At 62.4% G+C, this 17,059-nt stretch carries 18 protein-coding genes; 6 read left to right on the top strand and 12 right to left on the bottom strand.

Annotation, left to right across the window (positions count from 1 at the left end):
• Nucleotides 1-15: 15 nt before the first annotated feature.
• The 4 genes from ACK8OE_RS02810 to ACK8OE_RS02795 all read right to left on the bottom strand — a co-directional run bounded on the left by ACK8OE_RS02810 (nucleotide 16) and on the right by ACK8OE_RS02795 (nucleotide 1,959).
• Nucleotides 16-453 carry a hypothetical protein gene (locus ACK8OE_RS02810; RefSeq protein WP_410271280.1) on the bottom strand — a complete coding sequence of 146 codons (438 nt, stop codon included), beginning with the start codon at nucleotides 451-453 and terminating at the stop codon, nucleotides 16-18.
• Between the two features lie 127 nt (nucleotides 454-580).
• Nucleotides 581-934, bottom strand: a complete 354-nt coding sequence (locus ACK8OE_RS02805) for a DUF86 domain-containing protein (RefSeq protein ID WP_410271279.1) — start codon at nucleotides 932-934, stop codon at nucleotides 581-583.
• Nucleotides 931-1,221, bottom strand: coding sequence for a nucleotidyltransferase family protein (locus ACK8OE_RS02800; protein ID WP_410271278.1), 291 nt, complete (start codon nucleotides 1,219-1,221; stop codon nucleotides 931-933). The genes ACK8OE_RS02805 and ACK8OE_RS02800 overlap by 4 nt, the downstream gene beginning before the upstream one ends.
• Nucleotides 1,222-1,326: 105 nt before the next feature.
• Nucleotides 1,327-1,959: a nitroreductase gene (locus tag ACK8OE_RS02795; RefSeq protein WP_410271277.1), complete on the bottom strand. Its 633-nt coding sequence runs from the start codon at nucleotides 1,957-1,959 to the stop codon at nucleotides 1,327-1,329.
• A gap of 83 nt (nucleotides 1,960-2,042) precedes the next feature.
• Here ACK8OE_RS02795 and ACK8OE_RS02790 point away from each other — a divergent pair, with 83 nt between their 5' ends.
• The 3 genes from ACK8OE_RS02790 (at nucleotide 2,043) to ACK8OE_RS02780 (ending at nucleotide 4,038) form a co-directional block, all read left to right on the top strand.
• Nucleotides 2,043-2,666, top strand: coding sequence for an NUDIX domain-containing protein (locus tag ACK8OE_RS02790; RefSeq protein ID WP_410271276.1), 624 nt, complete (start codon nucleotides 2,043-2,045; stop codon nucleotides 2,664-2,666).
• 15 nt (nucleotides 2,667-2,681) lie between these two features.
• Nucleotides 2,682-3,509: a serine O-acetyltransferase gene (gene cysE / locus ACK8OE_RS02785; RefSeq protein WP_290798951.1), complete on the top strand. Its 828-nt coding sequence runs from the start codon at nucleotides 2,682-2,684 to the stop codon at nucleotides 3,507-3,509.
• A 328-nt stretch (nucleotides 3,510-3,837) separates the two neighbouring features.
• The gene (locus tag ACK8OE_RS02780) at nucleotides 3,838-4,038 is read left to right on the top strand and encodes a DUF3126 family protein (RefSeq protein ID WP_272741450.1); all 201 of its coding nucleotides are present in this window, start codon (nucleotides 3,838-3,840) and stop codon (nucleotides 4,036-4,038) included.
• On the opposite strand, the gene ACK8OE_RS02775 is transcribed toward ACK8OE_RS02780, so the two are convergent.
• The 5 genes from ACK8OE_RS02775 to rpmH all read right to left on the bottom strand — a co-directional run bounded on the left by ACK8OE_RS02775 (nucleotide 4,035) and on the right by rpmH (nucleotide 8,576).
• Nucleotides 4,035-4,838: a heme-dependent oxidative N-demethylase family protein gene (locus tag ACK8OE_RS02775; RefSeq protein WP_410271275.1), complete on the bottom strand. Its 804-nt coding sequence runs from the start codon at nucleotides 4,836-4,838 to the stop codon at nucleotides 4,035-4,037. The genes ACK8OE_RS02780 and ACK8OE_RS02775 overlap by 4 nt on opposite strands.
• A 75-nt stretch (nucleotides 4,839-4,913) precedes the next feature.
• On the bottom strand, nucleotides 4,914-5,609 hold the full coding sequence (gene yihA / locus ACK8OE_RS02770; protein ID WP_410271274.1) for a ribosome biogenesis GTP-binding protein YihA/YsxC: 696 nt from the start codon (nucleotides 5,607-5,609) through the stop codon (nucleotides 4,914-4,916).
• Between the two features lie 236 nt (nucleotides 5,610-5,845).
• Nucleotides 5,846-7,822: a membrane protein insertase YidC gene (yidC, locus tag ACK8OE_RS02765; RefSeq protein WP_410271273.1), complete on the bottom strand. Its 1,977-nt coding sequence runs from the start codon at nucleotides 7,820-7,822 to the stop codon at nucleotides 5,846-5,848.
• A gap of 19 nt (nucleotides 7,823-7,841) precedes the next feature.
• On the bottom strand, nucleotides 7,842-8,180 hold the full coding sequence (gene rnpA, locus ACK8OE_RS02760; RefSeq protein WP_410271272.1) for a ribonuclease P protein component: 339 nt from the start codon (nucleotides 8,178-8,180) through the stop codon (nucleotides 7,842-7,844).
• A gap of 261 nt (nucleotides 8,181-8,441) precedes the next feature.
• Nucleotides 8,442-8,576: a 50S ribosomal protein L34 gene (gene rpmH / locus ACK8OE_RS02755; protein WP_013479320.1), complete on the bottom strand. Its 135-nt coding sequence runs from the start codon at nucleotides 8,574-8,576 to the stop codon at nucleotides 8,442-8,444.
• A gap of 230 nt (nucleotides 8,577-8,806) precedes the next feature.
• Here rpmH and ACK8OE_RS02750 point away from each other — a divergent pair, with 230 nt between their 5' ends.
• Both ACK8OE_RS02750 and ACK8OE_RS02745 read left to right on the top strand, forming a co-directional pair.
• Nucleotides 8,807-10,450: a sensor histidine kinase gene (locus ACK8OE_RS02750; protein ID WP_410271271.1), complete on the top strand. Its 1,644-nt coding sequence runs from the start codon at nucleotides 8,807-8,809 to the stop codon at nucleotides 10,448-10,450.
• 10 nt (nucleotides 10,451-10,460) lie between these two features.
• The gene (locus ACK8OE_RS02745; protein ID WP_410271270.1) at nucleotides 10,461-10,748 is read left to right on the top strand and encodes a hypothetical protein; all 288 of its coding nucleotides are present in this window, start codon (nucleotides 10,461-10,463) and stop codon (nucleotides 10,746-10,748) included.
• A gap of 9 nt (nucleotides 10,749-10,757) precedes the next feature.
• Here the strand turns inward: ACK8OE_RS02745 and pip are convergent, their stop codons facing one another.
• On the bottom strand, nucleotides 10,758-11,750 hold the full coding sequence (gene pip / locus ACK8OE_RS02740; RefSeq protein WP_343684235.1) for a prolyl aminopeptidase: 993 nt from the start codon (nucleotides 11,748-11,750) through the stop codon (nucleotides 10,758-10,760).
• 52 nt (nucleotides 11,751-11,802) lie between these two features.
• Between pip and ACK8OE_RS02735 the strand changes: the two genes are divergently transcribed.
• Nucleotides 11,803-13,023, top strand: a complete 1,221-nt coding sequence (locus ACK8OE_RS02735; protein ID WP_410271269.1) for an MFS transporter — start codon at nucleotides 11,803-11,805, stop codon at nucleotides 13,021-13,023.
• 183 nt (nucleotides 13,024-13,206) lie between these two features.
• Here ACK8OE_RS02735 and pheT read toward each other — a convergent pair whose 3' ends face one another.
• Together pheT and pheS are read right to left on the bottom strand one after the other, a co-directional pair.
• A complete protein-coding gene (gene pheT, locus ACK8OE_RS02730; protein ID WP_410271268.1) occupies nucleotides 13,207-15,588 on the bottom strand; it encodes a phenylalanine--tRNA ligase subunit beta in 2,382 nt (793 codons plus the stop codon).
• 155 nt (nucleotides 15,589-15,743) lie between these two features.
• Nucleotides 15,744-16,817, bottom strand: a complete 1,074-nt coding sequence (pheS, locus tag ACK8OE_RS02725; RefSeq protein WP_410271267.1) for a phenylalanine--tRNA ligase subunit alpha — start codon at nucleotides 16,815-16,817, stop codon at nucleotides 15,744-15,746.
• Between the last annotated feature and the right edge of the window lie 242 nt (nucleotides 16,818-17,059).

Raw genomic sequence — 17,059 nt, 5'->3', positions numbered from 1 at the left:
GGGGAGGTATAAGAATTAGGACGTGTCTTTGCGGTTCTTCGCAACGGGCGTTTCAAAATGCCGGGTCATGACCTGTCTGAGGCTTTCCGGATCGCCTTTGGTCGCGCGATATAGGGCCTTTGCTTTCATGGCTAAGGCGCGGCTGGCGATTTCGGCCTGAGTCTCTTTGTTCTGGGCAGGTGGGGTCGCAGTGGTGGGAGTGGCTTTCTTTGCGACCACCTGTTGCTCGATACTGGCCACGGCGTTTTTGATCGCCTTGGCTTCGGTGGCGTCGCAGCGGGCATAGAGCCGCTCGATCAGTAAAGCGCGGCGGATGCCCTTTTCGATCTCTTCGCCGGTTTTGGGGTCTGCCTCGCGGCTGAGCACCAGCAACATCCGGTCGGCTATGGCGCGCAGATGCCCGCGCCGGGTTTCCGGTGTCAGAGCCTCAGGGATGTCTGCCGCTGTGTCCATGCGCGCGAGGATAGACCGCCGTCAAATAGCGGGGATAGATTTTGTTCTTCCTCCCGCGCCAACGGGGAGAGGGGAAGGGGGCAAACGGGTGCAGGGTCTGCGACCCTGCCCACCGGAGGCCTGGGCTTCAGCTCAATTCGGATATTTGCCGCTGCAATTGCGGCAGGCTGACGCAAAGCGTTTCCCAGATCAAATCAAGGTCGAGATCGAAATAACCGTGCGCCAGACGGTTGCGCATCCCGCGCATGTTGCGCCACGGAATGTCCGGATGGTGTTCGATAAGGTCCGGGCTTTCCATCATCAAGCGCGTGGCCGCTTCGCCCATGATGATCAGGTTCATGATCACCGCCTGTTGGGTTCGGCGGTCACTGAGGAACGTGGCATGGTCCATGCCTTCGACGTAGTCAAGGGCCTGCGTGACGGCGTCCTGAATATGCCGGATATAGTCTTCGCGTCTGGCGGGTGGGTCGTCCGGCCTCATACGGGTTGGGCTTCGGCAAGGACGGAGTTGCGCAGGCGGGCAGGAAGATCGCCGGGGGTCAGAAGATCGACCTTCACGCCCAGCAGGGTTTCAAGCTCGTCCTGCAGCCCCCCCAGATCGAACAGGGTTGCGCCCGGCAGTGGGTCCACCAGCAGGTCGAGATCGCTGCCTTCGGTATCCCTGCCCTGCACAACAGAGCCGAAGACGCGCAGATTGGCCGCGCGGTAGCGCACCGGCAGGCGGCGCACTGCATCACGTTGCTGATCAAGGGCGAGGGAAGGTTTCACTTTAAACTCCGTCAGGCGTGAGACTAACGCAGAACGGGTCGGCCTGCAAACGGGTGCAGGGTCTGTGACCCTGCACGCCGGAGGCCCTTCTTACAGAGGCCTAAATCACCCCTCCCAGTAACTCACCCGTTCGGCATAGTCCGGGCGGTCGCGTTCCAGCGGCGCTTCGGTGGGCGTGCCGAGATAGATAAAGCCGGCTACCTCTTCGCCGTCCTTGAGGCCTAAAAGCGCCTTAGCCTCGGCGTCATAGGCATACCAGTCGGTGATCCAGTTGGCACCATAGCCCATGGCCCCCGCCGCGATCAGCAGGTTCTGACAGATGGCAAACGCCGAGCCCATCTGCTCCCACAGGGGGATTTTGTGCGGCTGGACGGGGGAATAGATGACCAGCAGGGCTTCGGGTGGCGTGGAGAGTTTGAGGAGCGCGCCCGCCTGCGCCTTGTCACCGCGCGCTTCGGCCAGAGCGCGGAGTTTATCGACCAGCCGCGCCTTCGACTGCGGGCTGAAGCGCACGATGCGCCACGGACCGATCTTGCCGTGGTCGGGGACGCGGAAACCGATCTTCAGCAGCACCTCCATCTCGTCTTCGGAGGGCGCGGGCAGGCCAAGCGTCGGGGCGGGGGCCGAGCGCCGCGTCAGCAGCAATTCCAGCGTTTGCGCCGATACTTTGGCGGGCAGGGGCGTGCCAAAAGGGATGGGGGCGAGGTCCAGTTGACGGATATCGGCTTTTTCGGTCATGGCGGTGTCCGGCGCAAAAAATCAGGTTCAACGCATATAGGACATGCTATGGCGCTTGGACAGACGCAACCGGATGAATGCTGATGACTGACCGCACCCTGCCGCCCTGGGATTCCGAAGACCGCAATGCCAGACGCCCGCGCTGGCAGCCACGCAATGTGCGCGTCATTCATCAATCACCGTGGATTCAGGTGGAGCTTTCCGAGCCTGTGGCCCCAACTGGGCGGGTGGCCAGTTATGGTACGGTGCGCTTCCGTAACCGGGCGATGGGCATGGTGCCGCTGCACGAAGACGGCACGGTGACGCTGGTGGGTCAGATGCGTTATCCCTTTGACGCCTGGAGCTGGGAACTGCCCGAAGGCGGCGTACCCCACGACGAAGACCCCATGGAGGGTGCCCGGCGCGAACTGCGTGAGGAAACCGGGCTTGAGGCCGAAAATCTGACCGAAATTTTGCGCATGGACCTTAGCAATTCGGTTTCGGACGAGGTGGCGGTTCTTTATCTGGCCACGGGTCTCAGTCAGGGCGAAACCGAGTGGGACGATACCGAAAACCTTGAAATCGCGCGGGTTCCCTTCAAAGACGTGCTCGAAGCTGTTATAAAAGGGCAGATACGCGACTCCTTAACCGTTGCGGCGGTACTGAGGGTGTACCATATGGCTGTCACAGGGGCGCTGGAGGCGTCGCTGGCGGCAAAGATTGTGTGAGGCAAAGGGTCAAAGATGGCGCAACCGTTTGAGGTGATTACACCGCAGGACAAGCCGATCTGGCTGACCTTGCGTCAGGAAGCCTCTGACGTGGTGGCGTCGGAGCCGGGTCTGGCCTCGCTCCTGCATTCGACCATCCTGTCGCACGACGATCTGGCTTCGGCCCTGTCCTATCACATGGCGCGCAAGCTGGCCGACGACACCCTGCGTGGCATGACCGTGCGTGAGATGGTGCAGCGCTATCTCAAGGCCGACCGCACCCTGGTCGAGGCGGCGGAGGCCGATCTTCAAGCCGTCTATGAGCGCGACCCGGCGGCCAAGGGCTATCTGCAAACCTTCATGTTCTTCAAAGGCTTCCTGAGCCTTCAGGTTTATCGCATCGCGCACCGCCTGTGGCAGGACGGGCGCTTTACCATGGCGCACCTGCTGCAAAGCCGCGTGTCTGAGCTGTTCCAGATCGACATTCACCCGGCGGCCAAGGTCGGCAAGGGTGTGCTGATGGACCACGGCACCGGCATCGTCATCGGCGAAACGGCGGTGGTCGGCGATGAGGTGTCGATGCTGCACGGCGTGACGCTGGGCGGGACGGGCTCTGAACAGGGCGATCGTCACCCCAAGATCGGCCGCGGCGTGCTGCTGGGGGCCGGCGCCAAGGTGCTCGGCAATATCGAGATCGGTGAGTTTGCCAAGATCGCCGCCGGTTCGGTGGTCCTGAAGCCTGTCCCTGCGCACTGCACAGCGGCCGGCGTTCCGGCGCGGCTGGTCAACTGCCAGACCTGCCCCGACCCGGCTAAGTCGATGGATCAGACGCTTTCGGACGTCATTTACGATTACGTGATCTGATTTTTAGCCACGAAGAACACGAAAAGCACGAAATCGGCGCAGCCAAAAGCACGGAATCTGCGAGCTTTGAGAGGCTATGCGGCCCGAAGGGCCCTGATAGCGCCTGATCGGTCTCGAATTTCATGGTTCCGCGAGGCAGAGGTGTTCGTGCTTTTTGTGTTTTTCGTGGCAAAACCTTTCACAGCCATTTCCATGTTGACGCTTGCGCCTTGGCGTTTGCCTCTGGCGCCGTTCGCGTCTACACAGACACACACAATTTATCCCGGCCCCGGTGAAATCGTGCTTTGATCGCATCGTTCAGGGACCAGCCATTCAAGAGATACAACACATGACGCCTGCAGAAATCACCAAGGTGCAAGCCTACCTGACCCAGACCTTCGGCACCAAGGGCCTTGAGGTCCGCGCCCGCAAGCAGAAGGATTCCGCCGAGGTCTATATCGGCGAAGACTTTGTCGGCGTCGTCTATGTCGATGAGGACGAGGAAGGCTCTTACCTGTTCGAAATGGCCATCCTCAAGGAAGACCTCTAACGCCGCAGCCTGCTCAGCAGGCGCTCACGTTCGGCCGACAGGCCCTTATAATCGCTTTGCGCCTCATCGAGGGCTTCGATCTGATGGATCAGGCCTTGGGTGAGGCGTTCGCGTTCCGGGTGGGCCTCAATGGCCTCCAGCGGCGTCAGGTGGATGCCGATGGTGAACAGCATCGCGCCCGTCTGCGGCAGCTTGCGTAGGGTCTGGCGCTCAACGCGCACATGGACGATTTCAGCGCGGTCGCCGCTGCCGAAGCGCTGCGGCGGGGACAGGTGGGGATGGTGCAGCGTGTCCGTGCCGTACAACGACCAGTTCCAGCGGATGACCGGCTCATCGGTACGCAGGTTATCGAAAATGCGCTCGATGATCGTGGCGTTGCGCGTCCCGGTCTGAAAATCGGGCACCGGGCCATGCACCTGATGCAGGGGCTTGCCCAGCTTTTCCGGCAGCGACCACGAGGAGGGGAAGCAGATGCAGCCCGCCGTCAGCCGCCAGCCTTCGGGCGATCTTTGCAAGATGGCTAGGTCTTCGGCCACCAGCCGCGCCGCCGCGATCAGCGGCGCGTCAGACGGCGGGGCGGGGGCGTTGAGCGTGGTTTCGATCAGACGCAGGGCTTCGGCTTGCGCGGCCTCAGAGCCCGGTTGCGCACCGAACACAGCGTCGCGGTCCTGGCTCAAGAGGCGTTCTTTTTCCGCCAGATAGAGGGGCAGGCGCTCATCACGCTCCAGCCACGCCGCGTCCCCCAGCGGGGCCAGACCGATACGAAACAGAGGCTGCGAACCGTCAAAGGGCGTGTGCATTAAAAAGCTCCTCCCCTGATTTCAGGGGAGGTGTCGGGTGAGCGCAAGCGAAAACGACGGTGGGGTTAAAGATCGTTAAGGCGCGACCGCGCAGGTCGTCATGATCTCGGCGCGCAGTTCGGGGATGCCGTGGCCTTTTTCCGATGAGGTCGCCAGCACCACCGGGTGCGCCGCCGGGCGCTTTTTGATCTGCGCCTGCGTCTTCTCGATGACGGCCTTCAGTTCATGCGGCTTGATCTTGTCGGCCTTGGTCAGAACGATTTGATAGGAGACGGCGGCGACGTCGAGCGCGTCCATCGGCTCATTATCGACCGCCTTCAGCCCGTGGCGCGCGTCGATCAGCAGATAGGCGCGTTTGAGGTTCGGGCGACCACGCAGATAGTCGCGGCCCAGATTCTGGAACTTCTTCACCTCGGCCCTCGAGGCCTTGGCCCAGCCATAGCCAGGCAGATCGACCAGCCGCAGCTTTTCATCCAGCACGAAGAAATTGACTTCGCGCGTGCGGCCCGGCTCGTTGGAGGCACGCGCCAGGTGGTTCTGCCCGACCAGCGCATTGATCAGGCTCGACTTGCCGACATTGGAGCGGCCGGCAAAGGTCACTTCGGGCAGGTCGGCGGCGGGCAGTTGTTCGATCTTGGCCGCGCCCATCATGAAGGTAGCCGGGCGCGCAAACAGCACGCGGGCGGCTTCGAGCGTTTCGGCGGAATAGAGCACCTCGTCAGGCGTCTCAGCGGCGGGCGTCTCAGCGTTATTTTGCGTTTCGTCGGTCATGGACGTGCCTTTAAATACTTAAACCTCCCAACACGTTGGGGAGGAGAGCCGCGCCCGATAGGGCGTGGTGGTGGGGTGTCTTGCGGACTTACAAATAACGAAAGGGTGGAGATTGAAGAACCCCCACCACCACATCTCGCTTGCCTTCGGCAATCTCGTGCGGTCCCCTCCCCAGCAAGCTGGGGAGGCATAAGAAAGGACCAGCTCTCCGCCCAAAGGCGGTAGAAAGGATCGCCTTAGTCCTTCTTGGTCCCGCGGGTGCGCTTGGTGCCGCCCGCCGAGCTGCCCGTGGCCGCCGGCTTGCGCTTGCGGGCCGGGGTGCCTTGCGTCACTTCGCCTTCGTGGATGGCTTCCTCGGCCACCTCAATGACGTGCGCCGCTTCGGACTTCGGCTTGGTTTTGGCCACCTTGCCCAGCAGGGTGTCGATCGGGTTTTCGACGCCCATCTGACGCATCAGCATATATTGTTGCGCCACGGTCAGGACGTTGTTCCAGATCCAGTAGATCAACAGACCCGACGCAAACGGCGCCATGATGAAGGTGAAGATCACCGGCATGAAGGCGAAGATCTTGCGCTGCATGGGGTCCGGCATCGGCGGGTTCATGCTTTGCGACAGCCACATGGACGCACCGTAGAGCAGCGGCAGAATACCGATGTGCAGCGAGGTGGCCATCAGCCCGCCAATGACCGGCAGGGTGGCCGGATCGTAGGGCAGCAGGCCGAACAGGTTGAACATCGTCGTCGGGTCTTTATCCGACAGGTCCTGAATCCAGCCAAAGAAGGGCGCGTGGCGCATTTCGATAGTGACGAACAGCACCTTATACAGGGCATAGAAGACCGGCATCTGCACGAAGATGGGCAGACAGCCCGACATCGGATTGACCTTTTCCTTCTGGTAAAGGCCCATCATTTCAATCTGCATCTGCTGCGGATTGCCTTCGTGCTTCTTCTTCAGCTCCTCGACCTGGGGCTGAAGCATCTTCATCTTGGTCATCGACTCATAGGATTTATGCGCCAGCGGGAAGAAGATGAGCTTGACCAGAACGGTGAGACCCAGAATGGCCAGACCGAAATTGCCGACATATTTGAACAGGAAGTCCAGCACGAAGAACATAGGGCGGGTGAAGAACCAGAACATGCCCCAGTCGATGGCCTTATCGAAGGCAGGCAGCTTCAGCTTGTCCTGATAGGCGGCCAGAAGCGAGGCCTGCTTGGCACCGGCAAAGATGTGGTAGGTGACGCTGACCGGCTTGCCCGGTTGCACCGTCACAGCGTCGGCGACATAGCCCGCCTGATAGAGGAAGTTGAAGTCTTTTTCGTTGGCGGTCGTCTGGTCCGTCGCCTTCATCGAGGCGTGAATTTTGGCCTTTTGATCCGGGATGACGGCGGCCAGCCAGTATTTGTCGGTCAGGCCCATCCAGCCGCCGGTCGAGTCAGCCTTGAAATTGGCCTTCTTCTCGTCCTTTTCCCAGTTGTGGAACTTGAATTCCGGCGTGGTGTAACCCTTGCCCGTGGCGTCCTTGGAGAAGGCGCCGATGCCGCCTTCGTGCAGGATCATATTCTTGCCCAGCGTCTCCGGCGCGCCCTGGCGCACGACATTGGCATAGGGGGCCAGCGTCACCGCCGCCCCCGTGGTGTTGACCACGGTATCGGTGACGGTGATCATGTACTTGTCATCAAGGCTCAGGCGGCGTTCAAAACGCAGACCCGTGCCGGCATCATAGCTCAGCACCACGTCCTTGCCCGGCGACAGGACGCTGCCCGAAAGCACCGTCCATACGCTATTGCCGGACGGCAGACCGGGCACATTGGCCCCGACCCAGCCCGATTCGGCGTAGTAGGCGTGTTCGGCCCCTTGCGGGCGGAACAGCTCGACATTGGGGGAGTCGGCCTTCAGCGTCTCTTTATATTGCTTGAGGAACAGGTCGTCGATGCGCGCCCCGGCCAGAGACAGAGACCCCTTCAGCGCCGGCGAGTCGATGGCGACGCGCGGCGTGGCGGCCACGGCCTGATCGCGCGGCAGCTTGCCTTCGACAAACAGCGACCCCGGCGTCGCGACGGGGGCCTTGGCGGCCTCGATCTTCTTCTGCGCCATAGCCGCGGCGCGTTCCTTCTCCATCTGGGGTCCGGCCACAAAAAACTGATAGCCGAACAGGATCGCCATGGAGAGGGCGAGGAAGATGAACATATTGCGATTGTCGTCGCGCTTCATGAGAGACTCTGAAGAGGGGTTAAACTTTGGGCGACAGCCTTATCAGGGCGCGTTTGACATCGTCAAGCAAACCTTGCCACGGGCAGGACTTGGTTGCGTCGCGGGCGATGAAGACATAGTCGTGGCCGGGAAGGCCAAGGTCGGGCAAAAGGGCGCGGGCCGCTTCGCGCATCCGGCGCTTGGCGCGGTTGCGTTCCACCGAACCGCCGGTTTTTTTGGTGGCGGTAAAGCCAATGCGGATGGTGTCGTCCCCGTCATTGCGAAAGCGCGCCTGAATGACCACAGTCGGGCGCGCCTGATAGGCCGCCTTGTTGGCGGCCAGAAAATCGCTGCGGTTTTTCAGAACGGGAAAGGTCATTTTGCTTTCTTATACCTCCCTGCCTTTGGCGGGGAGGGGGACCGCACGAGCCTGCCGTGAGGCAGGTGAGATGTGGTGGTGGGGTGAGCTATCGAACGATCCGGGGGATGGTTCGATATGCGCAAGACGCCGTAGGCAAGGTTCAGCACGCGCGATCGAAGCAAGACCCCCACCACCGCATCTCAGCTTCGCTGCACAAACGAAAAAGGCCCTCGAATCGCTTCAAGGGCCTTCTCGTGTGTCGGTGGTCCGAACTGCGGGTTAGGCAGTCAGGCGCTTGCGGCCCTTGGCACGGCGACGGGCGACGACTTTTTGACCATTCTTGGTGGCCATGCGCGCGCGGAAGCCGTGGCGGCGCTTGCGGACGAGACGGCTCGGCTGGTAAGTGCGTTTCACGGTTGTAGCTCCGGGGTTTGGACACGATAACCCAGTGTGTGCGAGCCATCGTTGAAAGAAGAGGCGGCGTCACTAAACCGTGCGCGCGGGCTTGTCAATGGCTATGCGCCGGGATTCGCACCGAGGCCGCAAAATCTTTATGACACGGTGAGCGCGCGCCGGGTGATTTTACACTGACCCTTCACGGATTTGTGTTAATATGTGTCTCTACGCCACCTTATCCGAGCGCAATGTCGAGCGATCTGAGCGAAACCTTAGCCGAAACCGGCCCGCACCGCGACCTGACACCGGGGCGACGGTTCCGCATCGCCGGGGGATTGGCGCGTGAGAGCGAGGACGGGGCGGCGGCCAGCCCGCGCCCGCGCAAATGGCGTGATCAGAGCCTGCAAGCCTTTCTGGCCAAGCGCTGGAAGGCGCTCAAGCCGCACCTCAAACGCGGCTGGAAAGATTTCCGCTCGTTTTTCAGCGGCCTATCCGGGCATTTGCTGGCTTTGACGGCGGTGTTCGTGGCGGTGATGGTGGTGATCATCATGGTGCCGACGCTGGCCGCCTATCAGGAACGCTGGCTGATCGACCGTGTGCGTCAGGCCGAAATCGCCTCTCTGGCGCTCGATGCCTCGGCCGAAGGGGCGGTGTCGCGCGAATTGTCGAGTCAGTTGCTCAACAGCGTCGGGGCCTCCTACCTCGCCCTGCAAAGCGGCGGGGTGCAGTTTGTGCTGCGTGATCCGCGCAGCACGGTCGAACCCGATGTCATCGACATCCGCCATCAGACGCGCGGCCTCAGCGACGACCTGACCTATCTGTGGGGGCCGTGGAAGACCCTGTCCGGGCGCGAAGACCGCCTGATCCGCACCGAGGCCGTACCCAAGGTGCGCAAGGGCACCGATATTATCGAAATCGTCGTGCCGGCGGAGCCTCTGAAACAGGAACTGCGCGAACAACTGGGCTCGATCCTGCGCCTGTCGCTGCTGATTTCGCTGGTCGCCGGTGCCCTGATCTTTGCCGCCCTGTCCTTCTTTGTGGTGCGGCCGGTGCGGCAACTGACGCGCTCGATCGCGCGGTTTAAGGAAAACCCGGAAGACAGCGCCGCCGTGCCGCAACTGTCCGGTCGCCACGATGAGATCGGGCAGATTGAGGAAGAACTGTTCAAGATGCAGCAGGAGGTCGGCCACGCCTTGCGCACCCGCGCGCGACTGGCGGCGCTGGGGCAGGCGGTGTCGAAGATCAGCCACGACCTCAGAAACATGCTGACGGCGGCGCAGATGGCGTCTGAGCGTCTGGCCTATTCCGGCGACCCCAATGTCACCAAGGCCTTGCCGCGCCTGGAGCGGGCGCTGGACCGCGCCCTGACCCTGGCGCAAAACGTGCTGAACTACGGCAAGACGGACGAAATCCCGCCGCGCATCCAGATTCTGCGCCTGAAAGACCTGTCCGAGGCCGCCGCCGAAGACGCCGGTCTGGCGCTCAATGCCCGCACGCCGGACCGCGTGCGCTTTTCGCTCAAGGCCGAACAGGGCTTTTTCTTTGAGGCCGATCCCGACCACGTCCACCGCCTGCTGGTCAATCTGATGCGCAATGCGCGTCAGGCGATTGAAAACCAGCCGAACCGCAAGACGGTGGGGCGCGTGACGCTGAGCGCGGTCAAGACGGCGGAAGAGGTGATTCTGGTCCTCTCCGACAACGGACCCGGCATCCCTGAGCGTGTGCGCGATAAGCTGTTTCAGCCGTTTTCGGCCTCGCTGACGCCGGGCGGGTCGGGGCTGGGGCTGGCCATTGCGCGCGAACTGGCCCAGACGCACGGCGGCGATGTCCGGCTGATCGACACCGGGCCGTCGGGCACCTCGTTTGAGGTCCGTATCCCGCAGAAGGGGTAAAGAGGTACGAATGGCGAAGCCGAGAGTGACGGTCTGCCTGCAGGTGGACGGTATTTTCGAAATTTTAATGAATGAGGCGGGCCGCGACCTTATGCTGGAAGAGTTACAGCGTCTCAGCCGGCAATCGGATCACATTCATCTGGATTATTATGAAGATTCAGACATAGCCGATGCGACAGATATTATGTTGTCAGCGATACCGTATCGTTCTGATGACACGGTGTTGGAGCACGGGAAGATACTGTTTCGCCCGGATGAGTGGGATGGCGAATACTTTCCTCACGTGCTGCAATCCTAAGTGAAATTTCTACCCCACCACCGTTATCGCTTCGTCGGCCGCCGCGACGAGGCCATCCAGCACACCGGGATCGGACGAGGAGTGCCCGGCCTTTTTCACCAGATGGAACTTCGCCTCCGGCCATGCCCGGTGCAGGTCCCAGGCCGAGGTCATCGGCGTGACCACATCATAGCGGCCCTGCACGATCCAGGCCGGGATGTTCTTGAGTTTGTGGACGTTTTCCAAAATCCAGTTGTCGCTTTCAAAGAAGCCACGGTTCTGGAAATACCACGACTCGATGCGGGCAAAGGCCACGGCAAAGTCGGGATCGGTGAACTTGGTCGGGGCCTCGGGCGGGCCCTCGATCGACAGGGTATCGCCTTCCCAGCCCGACCACGCCAGCGCGCAACGCACGCGCTCAGCCGCGTCTTCGCCGTTCAGGCGTTTGATATAGGCCGCCAGCAGGTTGCCGCGTTCGGCCTGCGGGATCGGGGCCACAAAGCGCTCCCACAGGTCGGGATAGATATTGGCCGCGCCGCCCTGATAGAACCAGTCCAGTTCCGACTGCCGCACCAGAAAGATGCCGCGCAGGATCAGGGCCGACACCCGCTGCGTATGCGTCAGGGCATATGCCAGAGACAGGGTCGAGCCCCATGAGCCGCCGAACACCACCCATTTATTGACCCCCAGCCGTTCCCGCAGCGATTCCATATCGGCGACCAGATGCCAGGTGGTATTATCTTCCAGAGACAGGTCCTGTGAGGCGTGCGGTCGCGATTTGCCGCAGCCGCGCTGATCGAACAGGATGATGCGATAGGCCTTCGGATTGAAGTAGCAGCGCAGGTTGGGGCTGGTCCCGCCGCCCGGTCCGCCGTGCACCACCACCACCGGAATCCCTTGTGGGTTACCGCTTTGCTCATAATAGATTTGATGTTTCCCCTCCGTCGGCATATAGCCGGTGTCGTAGGGTTCGATCTCCGGATAGAGACCTTTTGGCAATGTGACGACGGCTTGATCGGTCATAAGGAAACTTGTGCAGCGTGCTGTGGCGGTTGCCGCCGATCAAAGACCCATTATGCGCAGCGATTCAAGCCTTTTTGCCCTGACGACCGTAAAGCGGCAGAGCCTTTTCTACGCCCTGATCTTTATCGGGTCGGGGGCCAGCCTGCCCTATATGCCGCTATGGTTCGCTTCAAAGGGCATGAGCGGGGCGCAGATCGGGCTGATCTTGGCCCTGCCGCTGCTGCTGCGCGCCGTGACCGGGCCGGTCATGGGGGTATGGGCCGAAAAATTTCCGCTGTTCCGGTCGCCCATGCTGCGGCTGGCGCTGGCGGGCGGGCTGGCCTATGGCGGGCTGATGCTGTGGCCGCTGGCCGGGGAGGCGCGCTTCTGGCTGTTCGTCGCTCTGTGGGCCATAGGTTATAGCTGCATCACCTCGATCAGCCCCTTGCTCGATGTCATGACCATCCAGATGTCGAAGCGCGAAGGCTTCAACTATACTGGGCCGCGCGCCGTGGGCTCGGCGGCCTTTATCGCGGCCAATATCGCCGTCGGTTACGGGCTGAACCTTCTGGGTGTCGATCTGATTATCATCTGGGTGGTGGTGCTGTGTTTTGCGGCCGCGCTGGCGGCGTGGCGTCTGCTGCCGACGGCTCCGCGTCACATCGAAGAGGGCGGGGGCCGCGCCCCGGCCTACCTGCCACAGGAAACGGGGGCGCAGCGCGTCAGGGCCCTGCTCGGCAATCCGGTCTATGTGCTGCTGCTGGCGGCGATGGGCTGCGTACAGGGGGCGCACGCCTTCTATTACGGCTTTTCGACCATCCTGTGGAAGGGGCAGGGGCTGGATGGGGCGACCTGCGGCTATCTGTGGGGGGCGGGGGTTGCGGCGGAAATCCTGTTCCTGATGTTCGGGTTTCGCCTCAGAAACCGCTTCGGCTCGTGGACCCTGTTGCTGGCGGCGGCGGGCCTGAGCGTATTGCGCTGGTTCATCATGGGGTTTGTGCCGCCGGTCGGCGTCCTGTGGCCTTTGCAGACCCTGCACGCCTTTTCGTTTGCCGCCTGCTATCTGGCCGGGCTCGATCTGGTCAACCGCATGGCCCCGAAGGGCTCGGAAAGTCTGGCTCAGACGCTCAATGCTGCCTGGGTGACGGGGGTGATGATGGGCCTGTCCACTCTGGCGTCCGGGCCGCTCTATGACGCTCTGGGCAGCCGAGGCTACTGGGTAATGGCGGGCATGTCGGGTGTGGGGCTGCTGATCGCCGCCTATCTCTACCGCCGTCAGGTGCTGCGGCCGTAACGCTACTCTCCACCCTGCGGCTTTGCCGTGGGGAGGTGGATCGGCGCCGGCAGGCGACGAGACGGAGGGGGGTAACGCAGGTGTTTCAACACCAAAGGGTTTTGCCCGGTCTCTCGGAAGAGTCATCCCCCTCCGTCAGCTTCGCTGCCACCTCCCTATGCCTTCGGCACAGGGAGGAGATTTTTAGCTGCGCAACACGGCTCCGGCCTTTTGGGCGGCGGCGACGATCTTTTGCGATACGGCGTCGATTTCCGGCTCGGTCAGGGTTTTGTCCGCCGGTTGCAGCGTCACCTCAACCGCCAGAGACACCTGACCTTCCGGCACGCCCTGACCCTGATAGACGTCAAAGACGCGGGCCTCGCTGATCAGGAGCTTGTCCGCGCCCTTGATGGCGCGCACCAGATCGCCAGACGCCGTACCCGCCGCCACAAGGAAGGCGAAGTCGCGCGTCAGCGGCATCAGGTTGGACAGGCTCAGCGCGCCCTTTGACTTGCCCGATTTTGCTTTCGGTTGCGGCAGCAGGTCGAGGCGGATTTCAAAGCCCACATATGCCCCGTCAAGGTCCATCGCCTTCAGCACGGACGGATGCAGTTCGCCAAATTCGGCCAGCACCGTCTTAGGCCCCAGTTGCAGTCGCGCCGAACGGCCCGGATGCCACCAGCCGCTGTTCGACCCCTGCACCAGTTGTAGCGATGCGACCGGCACATTGAGGTCTTCCAGCAAGGCCAGCAGATCGGATTTCAGCGCGAACAGCGCGTCCTGACCGGTGGCGGCCCAATGACGCGCCTTGTCCGGGGCCTTCAGCGCGGCAATGACCGTCTTCTGATCATTGGGTTCAAGGCCGAAATAGACCGGCCCGATTTCAAACAGTTGCGCGCCGGGATAGCCCTTGGACGCATTGCGCCCGGCGGCTTCCAGCAGGTTCGGCAGGATGGACGGGCGCATACAGTTCAGTTCCGAGGCAATCGGATTGGCCAGCACCAGTGCGTCGCTACCCCCGCCGAACAGCTTGGCGTAAACCTGCGGCATGAAGGACCAGGTGACGGCCTCGCTATAACCAAAGGCCGCCAGCGCCCGGCGCGCCGTGCGGGCGCGGGCCTGCGACGGGGTCAGGACGCCGCCGTTTTTGGGGGCCACGGCGGGCAGGGGCGTCGCCGGGATGTGATTGAAGCCATAGATGCGCGCCACCTCTTCGACCAGATCGGCCTTGCCATCCACGTCGCGGCGGAAGGAGGGCACGCTGACGGTCCACGGCGTGGTCTTGGTGATGCCAAAACCGAGCGCGGTCAGGATCGTCTCGACCTTGTCGTGCGGCACGTCAAGGCCGGTCAGTTGCGCCACATAGGCCGGGTCGAAGGCGACGTCGGGCTTGCGCGCCGGGGCCTCGCCCGCCACGACGATCTCGGACGCTTCCCCGCCGCACAGGTCAAGGATCAACTGAGTGGCCAGTTCCAGACCGGGCACGACAAATTCCGGATCGACGCCGCGCGCAAAGCGGTACTGCGCATCCGAGGTGATGGTGGTGGTGCGGCCCGTCTGAGCGATACGGATGGGGTCGAACCAGGCCGATTCAAGGAAGACATCGACCGTCTCGAAATCAACGCCGGTCGAGGCCCCGCCCATCACGCCGCCCAGACCGATGACGCCCGAAGCGTCGCTGATCGTCGTCATGTCCGGCGTGACGGCGTAGGTCTTGCCGTCCAGCGCCACGAAGTCAGACGTGTCGGCGGGCAGACCGGCTTCGATCACGCTGCCCGACAGCTTTTTCACATCATAAACGTGCAGCGGGCGGGCGCGGTCGAACGACAGGTAGTTGGTGATATCGACCAGCGCCGAAATGGGTTTCAGGCCGATCGAGGTCAGCTTGTCGGCAAGCCATTTGGGCGACGGGCCGTTCCTCACGCCACGGATGACGCGACCGGAAAACAGCGGGCAGGCGTCGCCATCGACCTTCACCGTGATCGGGCAGGGGAAGGTGCCCTTGACCGGGGGGATGGGCGCGTCTTTGAAGGCCCCCAGACCCGTGGCGGCGAGGTCGCGGGCAATGCCGTGCACGCCCAGCCAGTCGGGACGGTTGGGTGTCACCTCAAAGTCGATAACGGGCTCCAGCGCGAAGACGGCGCTGACCGGGGTGCCGACGGCGAGGTCGTCGGAAAGCTCCATGATGCCGTCGGAATCGCCGTCCAGCTCAAGCTCGGCCGCCGAACACATCATGCCGTTCGACACGACGCCGCGCACCGGCTTTTCGACCAGGGTGACGTCAAGGCCCGGCACATAGGCCCCGATGGGGGCATAGACGGTGGTCAGACCGGCGCGGGCATTGGGGGCGCCGCAGACGATTTCCTTGCGGCCATCGACGGTGTCGACCTGAAGCACCTGCAACTTGTCGGCATTGGGGTGGCGGGCGGCCTCAACGACCTTGGCCACCGTAAAGGGCGTCAGCTTGGCCGCCGGGTCGGTGACGTCTTCGACCTCAAGGCCGGCCGCGGTCATGGCGGCGGCGACGGCCTGAATATCGGCGTCCGTGTTGAGGTGATCTTTAAGCCAGCTAAGGGAGAATTTCATGTCTTACATTCCGGGGCCGAGGGGCCTTCCGGCCCCTCGTCTTAAATCTCTAGAGCGAAATGACTTTAGGTGGAAACGCCATTTCGCTCTAAATTTTGTTGTGTCGCGATGTTTTTGCGGAAAACCGCTCACACTTTTCCGCACATCGCTCTAAATCAGGAAAGGCCGCTTGCCGGGTTCGGCGCGGCGAACCCACTAAAGCCATAGTGGCCGAGCCAGCGCGTATCGGCGGCGAACATGTCGCGCAGGTCCGGCACGCCGTATTTGAGCATGGCCAGACGATCGACGCCCATGCCGAAGGCGAAGCCCTGATACTCGTCCGGATCGACGCCGCAGGCCTTCAGCACATTGGGGTGCACCATGCCGGAGCCCAGAATTTCCATCCAGCGGTCGCCATCCCCGATGCGGATTTCCGCCCCGTTGCGCGAATAGCGCACGTCCATCTCTGCCGACGGCTCGGTGAAGGGGAAGTGGTGCGGGCGGAACTGCGTGATGACCGTGTCCGTCTCGAAAAAGCGCGACAGGAAGGTGTCGAACACCCATTTCAGGTGGCCCATATGCGCGGTCTTGTCGATGACGAGGCCTTCGATCTGATGGAACATCGGCGTGTGCGTCTGATCGGAGTCGCAGCGGAAGACGCGCCCCGGCACGATCAGGCGGAACGGCGGCTTACCCGCGATCATCGAGCGGATCTGCACCGGCGAGGTATGGGTGCGCAAGAGCTTCCTCACGCCATTTTCATCGGGGTTGAAGAAGAAGGTGTCGTGCATTTCGCGCGCCGGGTGCTTCTCCGGGAAGTTCAGCGCGGTGAAGTTATGGAAGTCGTCTTCGATGTCCGGGCCTTCGGCGACTTCAAAGCCCATCTCGGCGAAGATCGCCACCATCTCGTCCATGACCTGCATGGTCGGGTGGACGCCACCCTTGGCGCGGGGCGCGGCGGGCAGCGACAGGTCGATCCGCTCGGATTGCAGGCGGCGGCTGAGGTGTTCGGCCTCCAGCACGTCCTTGCGCGCATCGAGCGCCGCCTGAACCTGATCACGCACGGCGTTGATGGCTGCGCCGGTGGCCTTGCGCTCCTCGGGGGGCAGGGCGCCCAGGGTTTTCAAAAGGCCGGAAATGCGCCCGGTCTTACCCAGCGCCGACACGCGCACGGCGTCGAGCGCAGCAAGGTCTTGCGCGGTCAGGATTTCGGCTTCGATTTCGGCGGCCAGATTGGAATAGGTGCTCATGGTCTCACGGGGGAAAACGGATCGCCGTGTGTTTAGAGCGCAATGCGCCGTGAGTGAAGCGTTTTCTGCTTAGGCGGCGCGGGTTGGGCGGCAGGTATGAAGGTGTTGGTGTTTTCTCCTGCCTGTCGCGTAGCGCCGGAGACGGAGGGGGCGGTCTATGCCTTTACCGTCATCAAGGGGCTCAGGAGAGACGGATCAGGGTTCGGACGTGTTCCACTGTTCGGGTCGCCCCCCTCCGTCTG

Source organism: Asticcacaulis sp. W401b (assembly GCF_046503825.1).
Lineage (GTDB): Bacteria > Pseudomonadota > Alphaproteobacteria > Caulobacterales > Caulobacteraceae > Asticcacaulis.
This window is presented reverse-complemented; position numbering and strand designations above follow the sequence as displayed.